Raw genomic sequence first — 19036 nt, forward strand, 5'->3', positions numbered from 1 at the left:
GATATGGGGGGGCGCGCAACGCCCCCACATTAAAACAGAAACATCAGGCCGTCTGGGCAACCACCCTGGCGCGCCGCTGGGTCAGCGAAACCAGCAGGATGAACGCGGTCACCCCGGCGGTCATCAGCGTCTCGTAGCGGTAGGCATCGCTGAACAGCATGTAGCCCAGCACCATGACGATGGTGCCGATCACCAGCCAGGTCAGCCATGGGAACAGCCACATCTTCAGCTCCAGCGGCCGCCCTTCGCGCTCGGCACGGGCCCGCATGCGCAGCTGCGAAACGGCAATCACCAGGTACACCAGCAAGGCGATGGCGCCGGTGGTGGACAGCAGGAAGCCGAATACCTTGCCCGGGAACACATAGTTGACGAAGCACCCGGCAAAGCCGGCCAGGGTCGAGAAGATGACCGCCACGGTCGGTACGCCCGAGCCGGAGATACGCTTGGTAACGCTCAGCGCCTGGCCACGGGCGCCCAGCGAATAGAGCATGCGCGACGCAGTGTACAGGCCCGAGTTCATGCAGCTGGTCACGGCCACCAGCACCACGATATCCACCAGCAGCTTGGCGCCCGGCACGTTCAGCACTTCCAGCACGCGCTGGAACGAACCTACCGCTTTGAGGCCCGGGTCGTTCCACGCCACAAGCGACACCACAAGGAAGATCGACGCCAGGTAGAAGATGGCGATGCGGTACACAACAAGGTTGGTAGCGCGGCGGATCTTGTCTTTCGGGTTGGCGGTTTCGTCAGCGGCAATGGTGACGATTTCGGCGCCGAAGAACGAGAAGATGGTGATCAGCACGCCACCGAGCACGGTGCCGAAACCGTTGGGCATGAAGCCGCCGTTGTCCCACAACCGGCTGACCCCGGACACCTCGGCCAGCGGCCAGACGCCGAACACCGCCAGGCTGCTGACCACGATGAAGGCGATGATCGCCACCACCTTGACCAGCGCGAACCAGTACTCGAAGGCACCGAAGTTCTTCACGCTGATCAGGTTGGTACCCGACAGCACCAGCATGATCAGGAAGGCGAACAGCCACGACGGCACGCCAGGGAAGTAGGCATGCAGGATGTCGGCGCCGGCAATGGCCTCGACCGGAATGATCAGTACCCAGAACCACCAGTACAGCCAGCCGATGGTAAAGCCCGCCCAAGGGCCGATGGCTTCGGAGGCATAGGTGGAAAACGAGCCGCTGTTGGGGTTGGCGATGGCCATTTCACCAAGCATGCGCATCACCAGCAAGACCAGCAGGCCAGTCATGGCGTAGGAGATGAGGATGGCCGGGCCGGCGGTGGCGATGGCGTTGGAGGAACCGATGAACAGGCCGGCGCCGATGATGCCGGCGATGGAGATCATGGATACCTGACGGGACGTCAGGCCGTGCTGCAGGGAGCGCTGTTTGTTGTTGTTTGGCGAAGCCATGAAGAACCCTCGAATGGGTCGGCCGCAGCGGGGCGGCTGAAGACTGGAGCAGAATTCTTATAAATTTCTGATGTTCGTTTTTGTTGTTTTGCAGATGCCGGAAGCGGGTACTGACCTCCTCTTCGCACGACCGGTTGTAATCGTTGATCCAGGTCAGTATTAATCTATAGGCCGAGGTCAACAAACGACCTTTTCGAAACACATGATTCCGTTATGGAATGAACTCCTTCCTTTTTTGCTCGGTATTTGCCCGTCATGTCCAAACGCCTGATGCCTTCGACCACCGCCCTTCAGTGCTTCGAAGCGGCCGCCCGCCACCTGAGTTTCACCCGCGCGGCCCAGGAACTGCACCTGACCCAGAGCGCCGTCAGCAAGCAGGTGGCGCAGCTTGAGGACATGCTGTCGCACTCGCTGTTCCAGCGCATTCGCCGGCGCCTGCACCTGACCCCGGCTGGCGCGCTATACCTCACCGAAGTGAACAAGATCCTCACCCAGATCGACATTTCCAGCCGCTACATCCTCAGCTACGGCGACGAGACCGAAGTGCTGCGCATCGCCACCCAGCCCACCTTCGGCGCGCGCTGGCTGGTACCCCGGCTGAAGGGTTTTGGCGACCGCTACCCGCGCATTCACCTGGATATCCGCAATGAGCTGGAGCCGTTCGACCTGGTGCAGGCCAAGGCCGACATTGCGTTTTTCTTCGGCCAGGGCACCTGGCCCGGGGCAACCTGCATCGAACTGTTCAGCGAGGAAGTGGTGCCGGTGTGCAGCCCGCAGCTGCTGGCCAACCACCGGTTCGACAGCGCCCAGGCGCTGACCGAACACCGCCTGTTGCAGTGCGTGTCGCGCCCGGAGGCCTGGCATGAATGGTTCCTGGGGCTGGGGCTGCATAGCCAGAACAGCTACCACGGCCCCCGCTTCGACACGTTCTACCTGTGCATCCGCGCAGCCATTGCCGGCTGCGGCATCGCCCTGATCCCGCGCTACCTGGTGGCCGAAGAGTTGAGCGAGGGCAAGCTGGTGGTGGCCTGGGACCACCCGGTGGCGAGCAATGGCCGGCACTTCATCGCCCATGCCGAGCATGCGGCCGAAGTGCCCAAGGTCAGGGCCTTCGTGCAGTGGATTCGGGAGCGGGTGGCCGAGGGGGATTGATTACTTCCTGCACTGGCCCTATCGCCGGCAAGCCAGCTCCCACAAGTACTCCACAGCCATCAAGACCTGTGCCGTACCTGTGGGAGCTGGCTTGCCGGCGATAGGGCCGGAATGGCAGATACAAAAACCAGCTAGTTCAAGAATCCAGGGAATGACCGCAATCGAATAATTCGTTTGCGGAATAACCTGCCAACACGCTTGGATAATAAGAAATTCGAACAAAGGTCCGCGTGCCCATGAATCAGGAAAGTATCAGCCAATCCATTGCCATCGTTCACCCGATCACACTTTCCCATGGCCGCAATGCCGAAGTCTGGGACACCGACGGCAAACGTTACATCGACTTCGTCGGCGGTATCGGTGTACTCAACCTGGGCCACTGCAACCCGGCCGTGGTCGAGGCGATCCAGGCCCAGGCCGCTCGCCTGACCCACTACGCCTTCAACGCAGCCCCCCACGGCCCATACCTGGCGCTGATGGAACAACTGAGCCAATTCGTACCGGTCAGCTACCCATTGGCCGGCATGCTCACCAACAGCGGCGCGGAAGCTGCGGAAAACGCCCTGAAAGTGGCCCGCGTTGCCACCGGCAAACGCGCCATCATCGCCTTCGACGGCGGCTTCCACGGTCGCACCCTGGCCACCCTGAACCTCAACGGCAAGGTCGCCCCGTACAAGCAGCGGGTCGGTGAATTGCCGGGGCCGGTGTACCACCTGCCCTACCCCAGCGCCGACACCGGGGTTACCTGCGAACAGGCCCTCAAGGCCATGGACCGCCTGTTCAGCGTCGAGCTGGCAGTGGAAGACGTGTCGGCGTTCATCTTCGAGCCGGTGCAGGGCGAAGGCGGCTTCCTCGCCCTTGACCCAGCCTTCGCCCAGGCCCTGCGCCGCTTCTGCGACGAGCACGGCATCCTGATCATCATCGACGAGATCCAGTCAGGTTTCGGCCGCACAGGCCAGCGCTTCGCCTTCCCGCGCTTAGGGCTCGAGCCCGACCTGCTGCTGTTGGCCAAGAGCATTGCTGGCGGCATGCCGCTGGGTGCGGTGGTCGGGCGCAAGGAGTTGATGGCAGCGCTGCCCAAGGGCGGCCTGGGTGGCACCTATTCAGGCAACCCGATCGCCTGTGCGGCAGCCCTGGCCAGCCTGGCGCAGATGACCGACGAGAACATCGCTACCTGGGGTGAGCGCCAGGAGCAGGCAATCGTGCGCCGCTTCGAGCATTGGAAGGCCTCGGGCCTGAGCCCGTTCATCGGCCGCCTCACCGGCGTCGGCGCCATGCGCGGGATCGAGTTCGTCAATGCCGACGGCAGCCCGGCACCGGCGCAACTGGCCAAGGTGATGGACGCGGCGCGGGCCAAGGGCCTGTTGCTGATGCCCAGCGGCAAGGCGCGGCACATCATCCGCCTGCTGGCACCGCTGACCATCGAGGCCGAAGTGCTCGAGGAAGGCCTGGATATCCTCGAGCAGTGCCTGGCCGAGCTGAACTGATACTTACAAGCCCAGCTCTGCGGGAGTGAGCATGTCGGACTCGAAGGCAATCCAGCCGCCTTCGAGTTCGGCGTGCCCGTTGACGATCGGGCCGTAGTAGGTCAGGCCGTTCTCCAGGGTCACGCAGATGTGCGTGGCGTTCTTTTCGGGGGCTGCGAGCGTACCGACGAAATGCACCTTCTTCAGCGTTTCGGTCACCGCTTCCAGGCCAACGCGCATATTGGGGTTTTCCGAGGCCTCGGCGTCGCCGCCACGGTCTTCGGCGCTGACGGTGATGGTGGCGATGTACGGGTACTTGGTGCTCAAGCGGGTTACCTCTGTGGGTGTGTAGGCGTATGGGCGCGTAGAGTACGGCAGGTGATCTCCATTGTCTCTACTGGCCTCTTCGCGGGCACGCCCGCTCCCACAGGGATCGCATGTTGCTCAGGTCGTGCACAGCACCTGTGGGAGCGGGCGAGCCCGCGAAGAGGCCGGGCCTGCAAAAGGTGATCTGAATGCCCCGATCTGTTAGGGTGCCCGCCGATGCACGCCACACCACACGAGGATCCCGAGTGAGCGCCGAAGAACCCCTGATCGCCGACCTGTTCGAAGTCGACAAACGCCTGTCCCTCAAGCCCGTGGTGGACTTCAACAGCTACCTGCGCAACGCCTTCGGCGAAGGCCCGTGCCGTTGCCATCGCTGCACCGAAGGGGGCGACCAAGGCACCTACAGCCACGCCCACACCTTCACCTTCGACGGTCGCCAATGGCACCGCCGCTTTGCCAGCACCTCCGGCAGCGACGTCGCCCAGGCCCTGAAAAAGGCCTGGCTTTCGTACACCAAGGCCGATCTCAACCTGGTCGGCGCACTGGACCTGGCCACTCTCAAGACCTTCACCGAAGCCGCCCTGCACACGCGCCTGCTGGCCCTGCTGCCAGCCAGCGGCCTGGCCCGCGAAGTGGATGGCCAGTGGCAGCTGCAAGCCCAGGCCGACTGACGGCCCGGCGGTAAAGCAGGATTCTCCCGTTCTGCTACCGTGGGAGAATCCGCTCATCCGCAGGTAGTCCGCCATGGCCCGTACAACGCCCATCGAGCTGTACCGCAATATCGGTATCGTCGCCCACGTGGACGCCGGCAAGACCACGACCACCGAGCGGATCCTGTTCTACACCGGGGTCAACCACAAGATGGGCGAAGTGCACGATGGTGCCGCGACCATGGACTGGATGGCCCAGGAGCAGGAGCGCGGTATCACCATCACCTCGGCGGCGACCACTGCCTTCTGGCAGGGCTCGACCAAGCAGTTCGCCCACAAGTATCGCTTCAACATCATTGACACCCCGGGCCACGTCGACTTCACCATCGAGGTGGAGCGCTCGCTGCGCGTGCTCGATGGCGCGGTAGTGGTGTTCAGCGGCGCGGACGGGGTCGAACCGCAGTCCGAGACCGTATGGCGCCAGGCCAACAAGTACCACGTGCCCCGCCTGGCCTACATCAACAAGATGGACCGCCAGGGCGCCGACTTCCTGCGCGTGGTCAAGCAGATCGACCAGCGCCTGGGCCACCACCCGGTGCCGATCCAGCTGGCCATCGGCAGTGAAGAGAACTTCATCGGCCAGATCGACCTGGTGAAGATGAAGGCCATCTACTGGAACGATGCCGACCAGGGCACCAGCTACCGCGAAGAAGACATCCCTGCCGAGCTGCAGGCACTGGCCGACGAGTGGCGCGCGCACATGGTCGAGGCAGCGGCCGAGGCCAATGACGAGCTCACCATGAAGTTTCTCGAAGGTCAGGAACTGAGCGTCGACGAAATCAAGGCCGCACTGCGCCAACGCACCATCGCCAACGAAATCGTGCCGACCATCCTCGGCTCGTCGTTCAAGAACAAGGGCGTGCCGCTGATGCTCGACGCGGTCATCGACTACCTGCCCGCCCCGTCGGAGATCCCGGCCATCAAGGGCACCGACCCGGATGACGAAGAAAAGCACCTGGAGCGACACGCCGACGACAGCGAGCCGTTCTCGGCCCTGGCATTCAAGATTGCCACCGACCCGTTCGTCGGCACCCTGACCTTCGCCCGGGTCTACTCCGGCGTGCTCAGCTCCGGCAACGCGGTGCTCAACTCGGTAAAGGGCAAGAAGGAACGCATCGGCCGCATGGTGCAGATGCATGCCAACCAGCGGGCTGAAATCAAGGATGTGTGCGCCGGCGACATCGCCGCGCTCATCGGCATGAAGGACGTGACCACCGGCGACACCCTGTGCGACATGGACAAGCCGATCATCCTCGAGCGCATGGACTTCCCCGACCCGGTAATTTCCGTGGCGGTGGAGCCAAAGACCAAGGCCGATCAGGAAAAAATGGGCATCGCCCTGGGCAAGCTCGCCCAGGAGGACCCGTCATTCCGCGTGCGCACCGACGAGGAGACCGGCCAGACCATCATCTCGGGCATGGGCGAGTTGCACCTGGACATCATCGTCGACCGCATGCGCCGCGAGTTCAACGTCGAGGCCAACATCGGCAAGCCACAGGTGGCCTACCGAGAGAAAATCCGCAACACCTGCGAGATCGAGGGCCGCTTCGTCCGCCAGTCCGGCGGCCGGGGCCAGTACGGCCACTGCTGGATCCGCTTCGCCCCCGGCGACGAGGGCAAGGAAGGCCTGGAGTTCATCAACGAGATCGTTGGCGGCGTGGTCCCACGCGAATACATCCCGGCTATCCAGAAAGGCATCGAGGAGCAGATGAAGAACGGCGTGCTGGCCGGCTACCCGCTGATCAACCTGAAGGCGGCGGTGTACGACGGCTCGTACCACGATGTCGACTCGAACGAAATGGCCTACAAGATCGCCGCCTCGATGGCCACCAAGCAGCTGTCGCAGAAAGGTGGGGCGGTGTTGCTGGAGCCGGTGATGAAGGTGGAAGTGGTGACCCCGGAGGAGTACCAGGGTGACATCCTCGGTGACCTGAGCCGGCGCCGCGGGATGATCCAGGACGGTGACGAAACACCGGCCGGCAAGGTGATCCGTGCCGAGGTGCCGCTGGGCGAGATGTTCGGCTATGCCACCTCGATGCGCTCCATGACCCAGGGCCGGGCCAGCTTCTCGATGGAGTTCACCCGTTATGCCGAGGCACCGGCGAGCATTGCCGATGCCATCGTCAAGAAGAACCGCGGGGAGTGATTCGTTCGCCTGTGCTGGCCTCTTCGCGGCTAAAGCCGCTCCCACAGGGAATGCATACCCCCTGTAGGAGCGGCTTTAGCCGCGAAGAGGCCAGCACACGCACCAACCCTTCTCAGTGCTGCTCCCCAGCCCGCTTCAGCAGCTTCTTGCAGCGCTCGGACAAATGCACCACCCGCAACTGCTTGCCCGCCCTCGCATACCGCTCCCGCAAGGTTTTCAACGCCGCAATCGCCGAATAATCGACAAAGCTCAAATGCTGGCAATCCAGGGTCACCTTGTCCGGGTCGTTAGCCGGGTCGAACTGGTTCAGGAACACCGTAGTAGAGGCAAAGAACAGCGTGCCATGCACCTGGTAATGCTTGCCCTCCTCTGCATCCTCATGGCTGTCGGCATACAGCTCCCGCGCATGCTGCCAGGCAAAGTTCACCGCCGCGATGACGATGCCGAACAGCACCGCCACGGCCAGGTCGGTGAACACCGTGACCACGGTCACCGCAATGATCGCCAGCACATCGCTCAGCGACACTTTGTGCAGCACCCGCAAAGACGCCCAGGCAAAGGTCTGCTGCGCCACCACGAACATCACCCCGACCAGCGCCGCCAGCGGAATACGCTCGATCAACGGCGACAGGAACAACACGAACAGCAAGACCATAACCCCGGCCACCACCCCCGATAGCCGACCACGGCCATTGGAGCTGAGGTTGATCATGGTCTGGCCGATCATCGCGCAACCACCCATGCCACCGCACAGGCCGGAAACCATGTTGGCCGCGCCCAGCGCCACGCACTCGCGGTCCGGGTAGCCACGGCTCTCGGTGATTTCATCGGTCAGGTTGAGCGTAAGCAGGGTCTCCAGCAGGCCGACCATGGCCATCAGCACCGCATAGGGGGCGATGATCTTGAGGGTCTCGAGGTTCCACGGCACGTCCGGCAGGGCCAGCTGCGGCAGGCCACCGGCGATGCGCGCCATATCGCCCAGGGTGCGTGCGGGCAGGCCAAGCAGGTACACCAGCAAACCAACGCCAAGGATCGCCACCAGCGCTGGCGGCACCGTACGGGTCAACTTCGGCAGCACGTAGACCACCGCCATGGTCAGCGCCACCAGTCCAATCATCAGGTACAGCGGCGTACCGCTGAGCCAGTGCCCGCCCTCCTTGAAGTGTTCCAGTTGGGCCAAGGCGATAACGATCGCCAGGCCGTTGACGAAACCGAGCATCACCGGGTACGGCACCAACCGCACCAGCTTGCCCAGGCGCAGCAAGCCGAACAGCATCATCACCACGCCGCCCAGCAAAACCGTGGCCAGCAGGTACTGCGCACCGTGCTGCACCACCAGGGCAACGATCACCACCGCCATCGAGCCGGCGGCACCGGAAATCATCCCCGGTCGACCACCGAAAAGCGCCGTCAGGGTGCAGATGATGAAGGCGCCATACAGGCCCATCAGCGGGTTCAGGTGAGCCACCAGGGCAAAGGCGATGCACTCGGGCACCAAGGCGAACGAGGTGGTCAGGCCGGCGAGCACGTCGGCGCGAAGTCGGGCGGGTTTCATGGGCATCCTGTGAGGCAATCCGGGCGGACGGTACAAAAACAAGGGGCGCGATGTTACGGAATTTGTCTGACAGCGGCCACCGCTCAAGGGGTTCTGTAACGTGAAACCAGCAGAAGCTGGGCAAATTTGCCATCATGAACATTCCACCTGCGGAGATCATGGACATGCCGCTACGCCCCCTATTCGCCGCCTTGCTGCTGGCCGCCAGCCTCACTGCCCAGGCCGCCACCGAGGTATTGCCGCTACAACACCGCAGCAGCGCCGAACTGCTGCCCGCCGCCCAGGCATTCATCGGCAAGGACGGCACGGTCAGCGCCTTCGAGAACAAGCTGATCGTAAACGCCAGCCCCGAACGCATTGACGACCTGCGCACCCTGCTGCAACAACTGGATACCGCACCCAAGCGCCTGCTGATCAGCGTCGACAACAACGACAGCAACTTCCAGGACAACCGTGGCAACGCGCGCGTCATCCACTATGGCACCAGCAACCGTGACGGCGGCATGCAGCAGATTCAGGCCAGCGAAGGCCAGCCGGCGCTGATCCAGATTGGCCAGAGCATCCCGATCACCAGCACCAGCACCGACGGCTACGGGCGCATCCAGAGCAACACCGAATACCGCAACGTGACCCAAGGTTTCTACGTCACCCCCAGCTTGAGTGGCGATACGGTTCGTCTGCAAATAAGCACCAATAATGACCGTATCAGCCAGGAACGTGCTGATGTAGTGAAAGTACAAAGCACCGACACGACAATCACCGGCAAGCTCGGAGAATGGATCACCCTGGCCGGCTACAACCAGCAGAGCCAAGCCGACCGTAGCGCCTCAAGCCACAGTTACAGCACCCAACGGGGTGAAAACATGACTTTGCGCGTCAAAGTCGACCTTCTCGACTGATCCCAGGCAATTCAAGGCCTCGACCAAAGGCCTTGAAACTGACTGCCAAGTCGCATTAGACCAAAGATGTAGTAAGTGAAAAAAACCACTACAAAACATTTGACAGGGTCTTTTTCCCAAGGGCATGATGGCCTCGCTCCCGCTAATCAGGGGCCCTGGCAAGGGCCTTCGAGGCGCGCTCCTCCCACCCCTGGAGGCGTCTCGTGTCTATACGGCCCACAAGGCGGTTCGACGGGATTGCGACTGCAACGAAGAAGTTGTCCCGAGGGACGGAAGCGCATCACCGCAGTACTGGCAATCGCGTAGCACCGCAGCAAGGCAACCACGAGCCAACCTGCCGGAGCATCCTTTCGCCTGGCCTGCACACCCTTCCCCTTCGAGCCTTCGCGTTCGCCGCCGCACTCCTGCGAACAGGACAGCCGCCAGCTCCTGATCTGCTCCGAGCATCAGCACAATTACCCCAAGATCGATGCGACGAGGTTTATTTCCATGGCACTGACACGCGAACAGCAAATTGCAGCCCTCGAGAAAGACTGGGCCGAGAACCCGCGCTGGAAAGGCGTGACCCGTACCTACACCGCCGCTGATGTCGTTCGCCTGCGTGGCTCCCTGCAGCCGGAGCACACCCTGGCCCGCCTGGGTGCAGAAAAACTGTGGAAGTTGGTCACCGAAGGTGCCCACCCGTCCTTCCGCCCAGAAAAAGATTTCGTCAACTGCATGGGCGCCCTGACCGGCGGCCAGGCAGTGCAGCAGGTCAAGGCCGGCATCCAGGCCATCTACCTGTCCGGCTGGCAGGTTGCCGCCGACAACAACTCGGCCGAGTCCATGTACCCTGACCAGTCGCTGTACCCGGTCGACTCGGTACCGACCGTGGTCAAGCGCATCAACAACGCCTTCCGCCGCGCCGACCAGATCCAGTGGAAAGCCGGCAAGAACCCGGGTGACGATGGCTACATCGACTACTTCGCACCGATCGTGGCCGACGCCGAAGCCGGTTTCGGTGGCGTGCTGAACGCCTACGAACTGATGAAGAACATGATCGAAGCAGGCGCCGCCGGTGTGCACTTCGAAGACCAGCTGGCCTCGGTGAAAAAATGCGGCCACATGGGTGGCAAGGTACTGGTACCGACCCAGGAAGCCGTGCAAAAGCTGGTGGCAGCGCGCCTGGCAGCTGACGTATCGGGCGTGCCGACCATCATCCTGGCCCGTACCGACGCCAACGCCGCCGACCTGCTGACCAGCGACTGCGACCCGTACGACCAGCCGTTCGTGATTGGCGAGCGCACCCGTGAAGGCTTCTACAAGGTACGCGCCGGCCTCGACCAGGCCATCGCCCGCGGCCTGGCCTACGCGCCGTACGCCGACCTGATCTGGTGCGAAACCGCCAAGCCGGACCTGGACGAAGCCCGCCGCTTCGCCGAAGCGATCAAGAAGGAGTATCCGGACCAGATCCTGTCGTACAACTGCTCGCCTTCCTTCAACTGGAAGAAGAACCTGGACGACGCGACCATCGCCAAGTTCCAGCGCGAGCTGTCGGCAATGGGCTACAAGCACCAGTTCATCACCCTGGCCGGCATCCACAACATGTGGCACGGCATGTTCAATCTGGCGCACGACTACGCCCGCAACGACATGACCGCCTACGTGAAGCTGCAGGAGCAGGAATTCGCTGACGCCAACAAAGGCTACACCTTCGTGGCGCACCAGCAGGAAGTGGGCACTGGCTACTTCGACGACATGACCACCGTGATTCAGGGTGGCGCATCGTCGGTGACTGCACTGACCGGTTCGACCGAGGAAGAGCAGTTCCACTGATAGTGGGTTGCTGTTGAAGAAAGGCCCGAGGCTTGTTAAAGCCCCGGGCCTTTCTTTTGGGCCTGTACCCAGAAATACACGGAACCTGTAGGAGCGGCCTTGTGTCGCGAAAGGGCTGCAAAGCAGCCCCAGCATTTTTTGCCTCGATGCTTAAATCCTGGGGCCGCTCTGCGGCCCTTTCGCGACACAAGGCCGCTCCTACAAAGCAATCGCGAAGCCCTGCAATACCTCAGTGCTTCATGCCCAGCTCCGCATCATCCATCAGCGCCTTGGCCATCGCGCTCAGATAGTGGGCGGCCCAGATCATCATCGGTTTCTCATCCATCAGGCCGGTGATGGTCAGTTCGCGCACGTAACCCATCAATTCCGAAGACTGCTCGCGGGCGTCGCGACAGGGAATGCCTGACTCGATGCGGAACAGTGGGTGGGTGCCGTTTTCGCCTTGGTAGAACGTGGTCTTGCCGACAGTGAATTGGGTGTCTTCTGTGGTCATTTTTGAATCCCCTGAAAATTCTCGACTGCCTGGACGGGCCCTTTCGCGGGTAAACCCGCTCCCACAGGGACTGTGCAAGCCTTGAAGACTGTGGTGATCCTGTGGGAGCGGGTTCACCCGCGAAGAGGCCCGCCCAGACAACACATCACTCAAGCCTCAGTGCAAAGTCCGAGGCTCAGCGGGCATCTGCACCTGGATCAATGCCGACTCAAGCAAAGCCCGCAGCGCCTCAAGCTCATGCATCGAGGTCATCATCAGGATCGACGCCGGTGATTTGGGCTGCACCAGCAAGGCCTGATGCACCACGGTCGCCGCGCACAGTGCGTAGTCGGTGGCCTGGATCAGGGTGTCTTCGAGGGAATGGGGGTTGTGGGGTGGATCGGGGACAACTTTCAGCATGACTCGCTCCTTTCTTTCCTGTTTGGCTACCATCCGCCCGCTGTCAAACGGTTGGGTGGCAGCTATGCGCGGGTTGACAGACCGGTGGAAAGAAAGAAAGACCGGCGCACGCGAGCGTGCCCACACGCACAGCCGCCATTGAGGCAAAGCGAGTGCACCTTCTTTCAATTCCGGCCTGTCAAAGCCGTGTCGTTGATGTGCAACGGCACGCCGAGACTAGAGCGCTGCCACAGCAGCCGCAACGGAAAAAAGGCGGCAAGAGTATGTTTGGGAAATGGCCTACATGGAAGGGGTTAAATCCGACATCTCAGGTGTTCTGCGCCCGGTTGCGTCAGGGCGGCGAGGTGCCTGCCTTGGTTTTTGCGGTGTTGCATAGATCGAGCGCCGCCCGCGCGGCGCTTCGCGGGACAAGCCCGCTCCCACATTTGTTGCAACGTGGCCATGCCTGTGGGAGAGGCGTTGTCCGCCTTGGCGCATGACTTGAGACAGATGGGACGGCAGCAGTTCCAGTCGAGAAATCAGGCCAGGGCAACCAGGCTGACAACCATGGCCTGACAGGTTCGGCACGTTGCAACAAATGTGGGAGCGGGCTTGTCCCGCGAAGCGCCGCGCGGGCGGCGCTCGGTCTCACAGGCGCCACATTCCTTTCATCAAGCCCATGGCAGCCCCAACACAATCCAAAGGCATCACCGGCAAAACCCACGATCAGGTCTATGCTTGAGGCAGCCCAGCCGCAAGGACCGCCCATGCCTCGCCCAAGCCACCTGATGATTCTCGCCTTGGCCGCCGCCACCCTCTATATATATGCACTGGCCAGCGACAACACCTTGCTCGCCCTCCTGGCCAAACCGATCCCGGTACTGACCCTGATCGCCTGGCTGCGCAGCACCCCTGCCACACCTTATCGCCAGTGGATCACCCTAGGCCTGGCACTCTCGGTACTCGGCGACATCCTGCTGGCCATCCCCGCCGACCTGTTCGTGTTCGGCCTTGCTGCCTTCCTCTGCGCCCACCTGGCCTACCTGCGCGCCTATTGCAGCCAGACCCTGCGCCCAGCCCTGCCCGCACTGCTGCTGAGCGGCATCACCGGCATCACTCTGCTCGGCGTACTGGCCAGCCGCGGCCTCGGCCCACTACTGATCCCGGTCGTGCTCTACGCCTTGGCCATCAGCGCCATGCTCTGGCGCGCCCTGGCCTGTGGCGGGCTCGCCGCGCTCGGCGCCTGCCTGTTCGTGCTTTCCGACAGCCTGATCGGTATCGACCGCTTCGTCAGCCCGTTCGCCGCCGCGCCGTACCTGATCATCCTCACCTACTGGCTCGGCCAATGGGCGATCGCTTCATCAGCCAGTCATCGCTCAATCGGTAAAGTATTGACCCAGGGCGGGGCAAGCGGCGTCAGAAGCTGCTAGAACAGGCGTTTTTTGCATTTGCAAGTAGGGGGAATCGCCAGATGAACTTTACAAGACACAGAACAACGGAAATATCAGACATCAGATCAAATGATATTAATTATCATTTCGAAACTTGCAATTCGTTACCATTCGCAGGAAACATAATTAACAAAACCGCACGCAATGCCCGAATCTCAAGGCTTTCAGCCAGTTACAAGCGGCTTTTGTACTTAATCCTACGAATAAATTTGCTACAGAAATTTTACTTGCACGGGGTTTACCCATAAAATCAGCGCGATTGATTCAGCTGCGACATTTGGTCACTGCATGTGCGACACCAGGTCGCCGCTCTACACTTATTTCAGACTGCAGAGCTGGGTCTCTGTATAAGGATCTCTAGCATGTCCGATTCGGCAGGACTCATCGCCCACAACTGGGGCTTTGCCATCTTCCTCCTGGGTGTCGTCGGCCTGTGCGCCTTCATGCTCGGCCTTTCCAGCCTGCTCGGTAGCAAGGCCTGGGGCCGCGCCAAGAACGAACCCTTCGAATCCGGCATGCTGCCCGTCGGCAGCGCCCGCCTGCGCCTGTCCGCCAAATTCTATCTGGTCGCGATGCTGTTCGTGATCTTCGATATCGAAGCCCTCTTTCTCTTTGCATGGTCTGTGTCCGTCCGCGAAAGCGGCTGGACCGGATTCGTCGAAGCACTCGTTTTCATAGCAATTCTGTTGGCTGGTCTTGTCTACCTATGGCGCGTCGGGGCACTTGATTGGGCTCCCGAAGGTCGCCGCAAGCGGCAAGCGAAGCTGAAACAATGAGGCTTTGGCATGCAATACAATCTCACCAGAATCGATCCGGATGCGCCCAACGAGCAGTACCCGGTCGGTGAACGGGAAACCGTCACCGATCAACTGCTGGAGGACCAGGTCCACAAGAACATCTTCATGGGCAAGCTTGAAGATGTGCTGCGTGGCGCGGTCAACTGGGGTCGCAAGAACTCCCTCTGGCCGTACAACTTCGGCCTGTCCTGCTGCTACGTGGAAATGACCACGGCCTTCACGGCACCCCACGACATCGCCCGCTTCGGCGCCGAAGTCATCCGGGCATCGCCGCGTCAGGCCGACTTCATGGTCATCGCCGGTACCTGCTTCGTCAAAATGGCGCCGATCATCCAGCGCCTGTACGAGCAGATGCTCGAGCCGAAATGGGTAATTTCCATGGGTTCGTGCGCCAACTCCGGCGGCATGTACGACATCTACTCGGTCGTTCAGGGGGTCGACAAGTTCCTCCCCGTGGACGTCTATGTGCCCGGCTGCCCGCCACGCCCTGAGGCTTTCCTGCAAGGCTTGATGCTGCTGCAGGAGTCGATCGGCCAAGAACGACGCCCGCTTTCCTGGGTTGTTGGTGATCAAGGTATTTACCGTGCCGAGATGCCAGCCCAGAAAGACCTGCGTCGTGAGCAGCGCATTGCAGTAACCAACCTGCGCAGCCCCGACGAAGTCTGATCCAGCGACCTGCCGCCCGCTCCCCTGGAGCCGGCGGCCTGGCTTCATTCTTAACGTTGACCCAAAGCGACCGAGACCATGACAGCGGACAACGCTATTTTCATTCCGCCCTACAAGGCTGACGACCAGGATGTGGTCGTCGAACTGCACAACCGTTTTGGCGCCGAAGCATTCGTCGCCCAGGAAACCCGCACCGGCATGCCCGTGCTGTGGGTCAAGCGCGAGCAGCTCAAGGAAGTGCTGAGCTTCCTGCGCGGCGTAGCCAAACCGTACAGCATGCTGTACGACCTGCACGGCGTCGACGAGCGCCTGCGCACCCAGCGCCGCGGCCTGCCAGCCGCCGACTTCAGCGTGTTCTACCACCTGCTGTCGATCGAGCGTAACAGCGATGTGATGATCAAGGTGTCGCTCAGCGAAGGCGACCTGAACCTGCCGACCGTGACCGGTATCTGGCCGAACGCCAACTGGTACGAGCGCGAAGTCTGGGACATGTTCGGCATCGACTTTGCCGGCCACCCGCACCTCAGCCGCATCATGATGCCGCCCACCTGGGAAGGCCACCCGCTGCGCAAGGACTACCCGGCCCGCGCTACCGAGTTCGATCCCTACAGCCTGACCCTGGCCAAGCAGCAGCTTGAAGAGGAATCGGCACGCTTCAACCCTGAAGCCTGGGGCATGAAGCGCCAGGGCGCCAACGAGGACTACATGTTCCTCAACCTCGGCCCCAACCACCCTTCCGCGCACGGTGCCTTCCGTATCGTCCTGCAGCTGGACGGTGAAGAGATCGTCGACTGCGTACCGGACATTGGCTACCACCACCGTGGCGCCGAAAAAATGGCCGAACGCCAGTCCTGGCACAGCTTCATCCCCTACACCGACCGTATCGACTACCTCGGCGGGGTAATGAACAACCTGCCGTACGTGCTCGCGGTCGAGAAGCTGGCCGGCATCAAGGTGCCACAGAAGGTCGACACCATCCGCGTGATGCTGGCCGAGTTCTTCCGTATCACCAGCCACCTGCTGTTCCTGGGTACCTACATCCAGGACGTCGGCGCCATGACCCCGGTGTTCTTCACCTTCACCGACCGCCAGCGCGCGTACACCGTGATCGAAGCGATCACCGGTTTCCGCCTGCACCCGGCCTGGTACCGCATCGGTGGCGTTGCCCACGACCTGCCGCGCGGCTGGGACAAGCTGGTCAAGGACTTCGTCGAATGGCTGCCCAAGCGCCTCGACGAGTACGAAAAGGCCGCCCTGCAGAACAGCATCCTCAAGGGCCGTACCATCGGCGTTGCCGCGTACAACACCAAGGAAGCCCTGGCCTGGGGTACCACCGGTGCCGGCCTGCGTGCCACCGGTTGCGACTTCGACCTGCGTAAAGCCCGCCCCTACTCCGGCTACGAGAACTTCGAGTTCGAAGTACCGCTGGCCCACAACGGCGATGCCTACGATCGCTGCATGGTCCGTGTCGAGGAGATGCGCCAGAGTATCCGCATCATCGACCAGTGCCTGCGCAACATGCCGGAAGGCCCGTACAAGGCGGATCACCCGCTGACCACGCCGCCGCCGAAAGAGCGCACCCTGCAGCACATCGAAACCCTGATCACGCACTTCCTGCAAGTCTCGTGGGGCCCGGTCATGCCGGCCAACGAGTCGTTCCAGATGATCGAGGCGACCAAGGGCATCAACAGTTACTACCTGACGAGCGATGGCGGCACCATGAGCTACCGCACCCGGATCCGTACCCCGAGCTACCCGCACCTGCAGCAGATCCCTTCGGTGATCAAAGGCAGCATGGTCGCCGACCTCATTGCGTACCTGGGCAGTATCGACTTCGTTATGGCTGACGTGGACCGCTAAGCATGAACAGCACGCTTATCCAGACAGACCGTTTCGCCCTGAGCGAAACCGAGCGCTCGGCCATCGAGCACGAAATGCATCACTACGAGGACCCGCGCGCGGCGTCCATCGAAGCCCTGAAGATCGTCCAGAAGGAACGTGGCTGGGTGCCGGACGGCGCCATCCACGCCATCGGCGAAGTACTGGGCATCCCGGCCAGCGACGTCGAAGGTGTCGCCACCTTCTACAGCCAGATCTTCCGTCAGCCGGTCGGCCGCCACATCATCCGCGTGTGCGACAGCATGGTCTGCTACATCGGCGGCCATGAATCCGTGGTCAGCCAGATTCAAAGCGAACTGGGCATCGGCCTGGGCCAGACCACCGCCGACGGCCGCTTCACCCTGCTGCCGGTATGCTGCCTGGGCAACTGCGACAAGGCCCCGGCGCTGATGATCGACGACGACACCTTCGGTGACGTGCAGCCGGCTGGTGTTTCCAAATTGCTGGAGGGTTACGTATGACCATTACTTCCTTCGGCCCGGCCAACCGCATCGCGCGCACGGCCGAAACCCACCCGCTGACCTGGCGCCTGCGTGACGACGGCGAGCCGGTCTGGCTTGCCGAGTACGAATCGAAGAACGGCTACGCTGCCGCCCGCAAGGCGCTGGCGCAGATGTCGGCCGACGACATCGTGCAAAGCGTCAAGGACTCCGGCCTCAAGGGGCGCGGTGGTGCAGGCTTCCCCACTGGCGTGAAGTGGGGCCTGATGCCCAAAGACGAATCCATGAACATCCGCTACCTGCTGTGCAACGCGGACGAAATGGAGCCGAACACCTGGAAAGACCGCATGCTGATGGAGCAACAGCCCCATCTGCTGGTAGAGGGCATGCTGATCAGCGCCCGCGCCCTGAAGGCCTACCGTGGCTACATCTTCCTGCGTGGCGAATACACCACCGCAGCGAAGAACCTGAACCGCGCCATCGAGGAAGCCAAGGCCGCCGGCCTGCTGGGCAAGAACATCCTCGGCAGCGGTTTCGATTTCGAGCTGTTCGTGCACACCGGTGCCGGCCGCTACATCTGCGGTGAAGAAACCGCACTGATCAACTCGCTGGAAGGCCGCCGCGCCAACCCGCGCTCCAAGCCGCCCTTCCCTGCCGCCGTGGGCGTGTGGGGCAAGCCGACTTGCGTGAACAACGTCGAAACCCTGTGCAACGTCCCGGCCATCGTCGCCAACGGCAACGACTGGTACAAGTCGCTGGCCCGTGAAGGCAGCGAAGACCACGGCACCAAGCTGATGGGCTTCTCCGGCAAGGTGAAGAACCCGGGCCTGTGGGAACTGCCTTTCGGCGTCACCGCCCGCGAACTGTTCGAAGACTACGCCGGCGGCATGCGCGACGGCTTCAAGCTCAAGTGCTGGCAGCCAGGTGGCGCCGGTACCGGCTTCCTGCTGCCCGAGCACCTCGACGCGCAGATGTACGCCGGCGGCATCGCCAAGGTCGGCACCCGTATGGGTACCGGTCTGGCAATGGCGGTGGACGACAGCATCAACATGGTTTCGCTGCTGCGCAACATGGAAGAGTTCTTCGCCCGCGAATCGTGCGGCTGGTGCACCCCATGCCGTGACGGCCTGCCATGGAGCGTGAAGATGCTGCGCGCACTGGAGAAAGGCCAGGGCCGCGCCGAAGACATCGAGACGCTGCTGGGCCTGGTCAACTTCCTCGGCCCTGGCCGTACCTTCTGTGCTCACGCACCAGGTGCCGTCGAGCCGCTGGGCAGTGCCATCAAATACTTCCGGTCCGAGTTCGAGGCCGGTGTCGCTCCAGCTGCGGCTGGCGATGCCCTGCGCCCCGACCTGGCCAAGCCAATCCAGGCCGGGCCGATCGTGGTCGGCGCATAACAAGATGATTAGGCGGGTG

At 62.2% G+C, this 19036-nt stretch carries 17 protein-coding genes; 12 read left to right on the forward strand and 5 right to left on the reverse strand.

The window, feature by feature from the left end:
- Window positions 1-43: 43 nt before the first annotated feature.
- Window positions 44-1426, reverse strand: a complete 1383-nt coding sequence (locus GYA95_RS13775) for an amino acid permease (protein WP_015271043.1) — start codon at window positions 1424-1426, stop codon at window positions 44-46.
- A 255-nt stretch (window positions 1427-1681) separates the two neighbouring features.
- Here GYA95_RS13775 and gcvA point away from each other — a divergent pair, with 255 nt between their 5' ends.
- On the forward strand, window positions 1682-2578 hold the full coding sequence (gene gcvA / locus GYA95_RS13780) for a transcriptional regulator GcvA (protein WP_015271044.1): 897 nt from the start codon (window positions 1682-1684) through the stop codon (window positions 2576-2578).
- Window positions 2579-2814: 236 nt separating this feature from the next.
- Window positions 2815-4065 (forward strand): 2-aminoadipate transaminase, encoded by a 1251-nt coding sequence (locus GYA95_RS13785; RefSeq protein WP_015271045.1) that lies wholly within the window; start codon window positions 2815-2817, stop codon window positions 4063-4065.
- A gap of 3 nt (window positions 4066-4068) precedes the next feature.
- Here the strand turns inward: GYA95_RS13785 and GYA95_RS13790 are convergent, their stop codons facing one another.
- Window positions 4069-4371 (reverse strand): hypothetical protein, encoded by a 303-nt coding sequence (locus GYA95_RS13790; protein ID WP_015271046.1) that lies wholly within the window; start codon window positions 4369-4371, stop codon window positions 4069-4071.
- Between the two features lie 245 nt (window positions 4372-4616).
- On the opposite strand from GYA95_RS13790, the gene GYA95_RS13795 reads away from it, so the two are divergent.
- Window positions 4617-5042 (forward strand): hypothetical protein, encoded by a 426-nt coding sequence (locus GYA95_RS13795; RefSeq protein WP_015271047.1) that lies wholly within the window; start codon window positions 4617-4619, stop codon window positions 5040-5042.
- 73 nt (window positions 5043-5115) lie between these two features.
- Window positions 5116-7227 (forward strand): elongation factor G, encoded by a 2112-nt coding sequence (gene fusA, locus GYA95_RS13800; RefSeq protein ID WP_100413758.1) that lies wholly within the window; start codon window positions 5116-5118, stop codon window positions 7225-7227.
- Between the two features lie 112 nt (window positions 7228-7339).
- On the opposite strand, the gene GYA95_RS13805 is transcribed toward fusA, so the two are convergent.
- Entirely contained in the window at window positions 7340-8782 is a 1443-nt protein-coding gene (locus GYA95_RS13805) for a SulP family inorganic anion transporter (protein ID WP_161551411.1), read from the reverse strand.
- A gap of 164 nt (window positions 8783-8946) precedes the next feature.
- Between GYA95_RS13805 and GYA95_RS13810 the strand changes: the two genes are divergently transcribed.
- A complete protein-coding gene (locus GYA95_RS13810) occupies window positions 8947-9681 on the forward strand; it encodes a secretin N-terminal domain-containing protein (protein ID WP_024087406.1) in 735 nt (244 codons plus the stop codon).
- A gap of 489 nt (window positions 9682-10170) precedes the next feature.
- Window positions 10171-11496 (forward strand): isocitrate lyase, encoded by a 1326-nt coding sequence (aceA, locus tag GYA95_RS13815; protein ID WP_013973380.1) that lies wholly within the window; start codon window positions 10171-10173, stop codon window positions 11494-11496.
- A gap of 229 nt (window positions 11497-11725) precedes the next feature.
- Here aceA and GYA95_RS13820 read toward each other — a convergent pair whose 3' ends face one another.
- Together GYA95_RS13820 and GYA95_RS13825 are read right to left on the reverse strand one after the other, a co-directional pair.
- Window positions 11726-11989, reverse strand: a complete 264-nt coding sequence (locus GYA95_RS13820) for a DUF3077 domain-containing protein (RefSeq protein ID WP_015271050.1) — start codon at window positions 11987-11989, stop codon at window positions 11726-11728.
- Between the two features lie 156 nt (window positions 11990-12145).
- Window positions 12146-12388: a hypothetical protein gene (locus tag GYA95_RS13825; protein WP_015271051.1), complete on the reverse strand. Its 243-nt coding sequence runs from the start codon at window positions 12386-12388 to the stop codon at window positions 12146-12148.
- A gap of 746 nt (window positions 12389-13134) precedes the next feature.
- Between GYA95_RS13825 and GYA95_RS13830 the strand changes: the two genes are divergently transcribed.
- The 6 genes from GYA95_RS13830 (at window position 13135) to nuoF (ending at window position 19017) form a co-directional block, all read left to right on the forward strand.
- A complete protein-coding gene (locus tag GYA95_RS13830; protein WP_015271052.1) occupies window positions 13135-13797 on the forward strand; it encodes a lysoplasmalogenase in 663 nt (220 codons plus the stop codon).
- A 383-nt stretch (window positions 13798-14180) separates the two neighbouring features.
- Window positions 14181-14594 (forward strand): NADH-quinone oxidoreductase subunit A, encoded by a 414-nt coding sequence (locus GYA95_RS13835; RefSeq protein WP_003251427.1) that lies wholly within the window; start codon window positions 14181-14183, stop codon window positions 14592-14594.
- A 9-nt stretch (window positions 14595-14603) separates the two neighbouring features.
- The gene (locus GYA95_RS13840) at window positions 14604-15281 is read left to right on the forward strand and encodes a NuoB/complex I 20 kDa subunit family protein (RefSeq protein ID WP_003251429.1); all 678 of its coding nucleotides are present in this window, start codon (window positions 14604-14606) and stop codon (window positions 15279-15281) included.
- A 78-nt stretch (window positions 15282-15359) separates the two neighbouring features.
- Entirely contained in the window at window positions 15360-17141 is a 1782-nt protein-coding gene (gene nuoC / locus GYA95_RS13845) for an NADH-quinone oxidoreductase subunit C/D (protein WP_013973384.1), read from the forward strand.
- Between the two features lie 2 nt (window positions 17142-17143).
- Window positions 17144-17641, forward strand: a complete 498-nt coding sequence (nuoE, locus tag GYA95_RS13850) for an NADH-quinone oxidoreductase subunit NuoE (RefSeq protein ID WP_003251433.1) — start codon at window positions 17144-17146, stop codon at window positions 17639-17641.
- Entirely contained in the window at window positions 17638-19017 is a 1380-nt protein-coding gene (gene nuoF, locus GYA95_RS13855; RefSeq protein WP_015271053.1) for an NADH-quinone oxidoreductase subunit NuoF, read from the forward strand. Before nuoE ends, nuoF begins: the two co-directional genes overlap by 4 nt.
- Window positions 19018-19036: the final 19 nt, after the last annotated feature.

This window comes from Pseudomonas asiatica (assembly GCF_009932335.1).
Lineage (GTDB): Bacteria > Pseudomonadota > Gammaproteobacteria > Pseudomonadales > Pseudomonadaceae > Aquipseudomonas > Aquipseudomonas asiatica.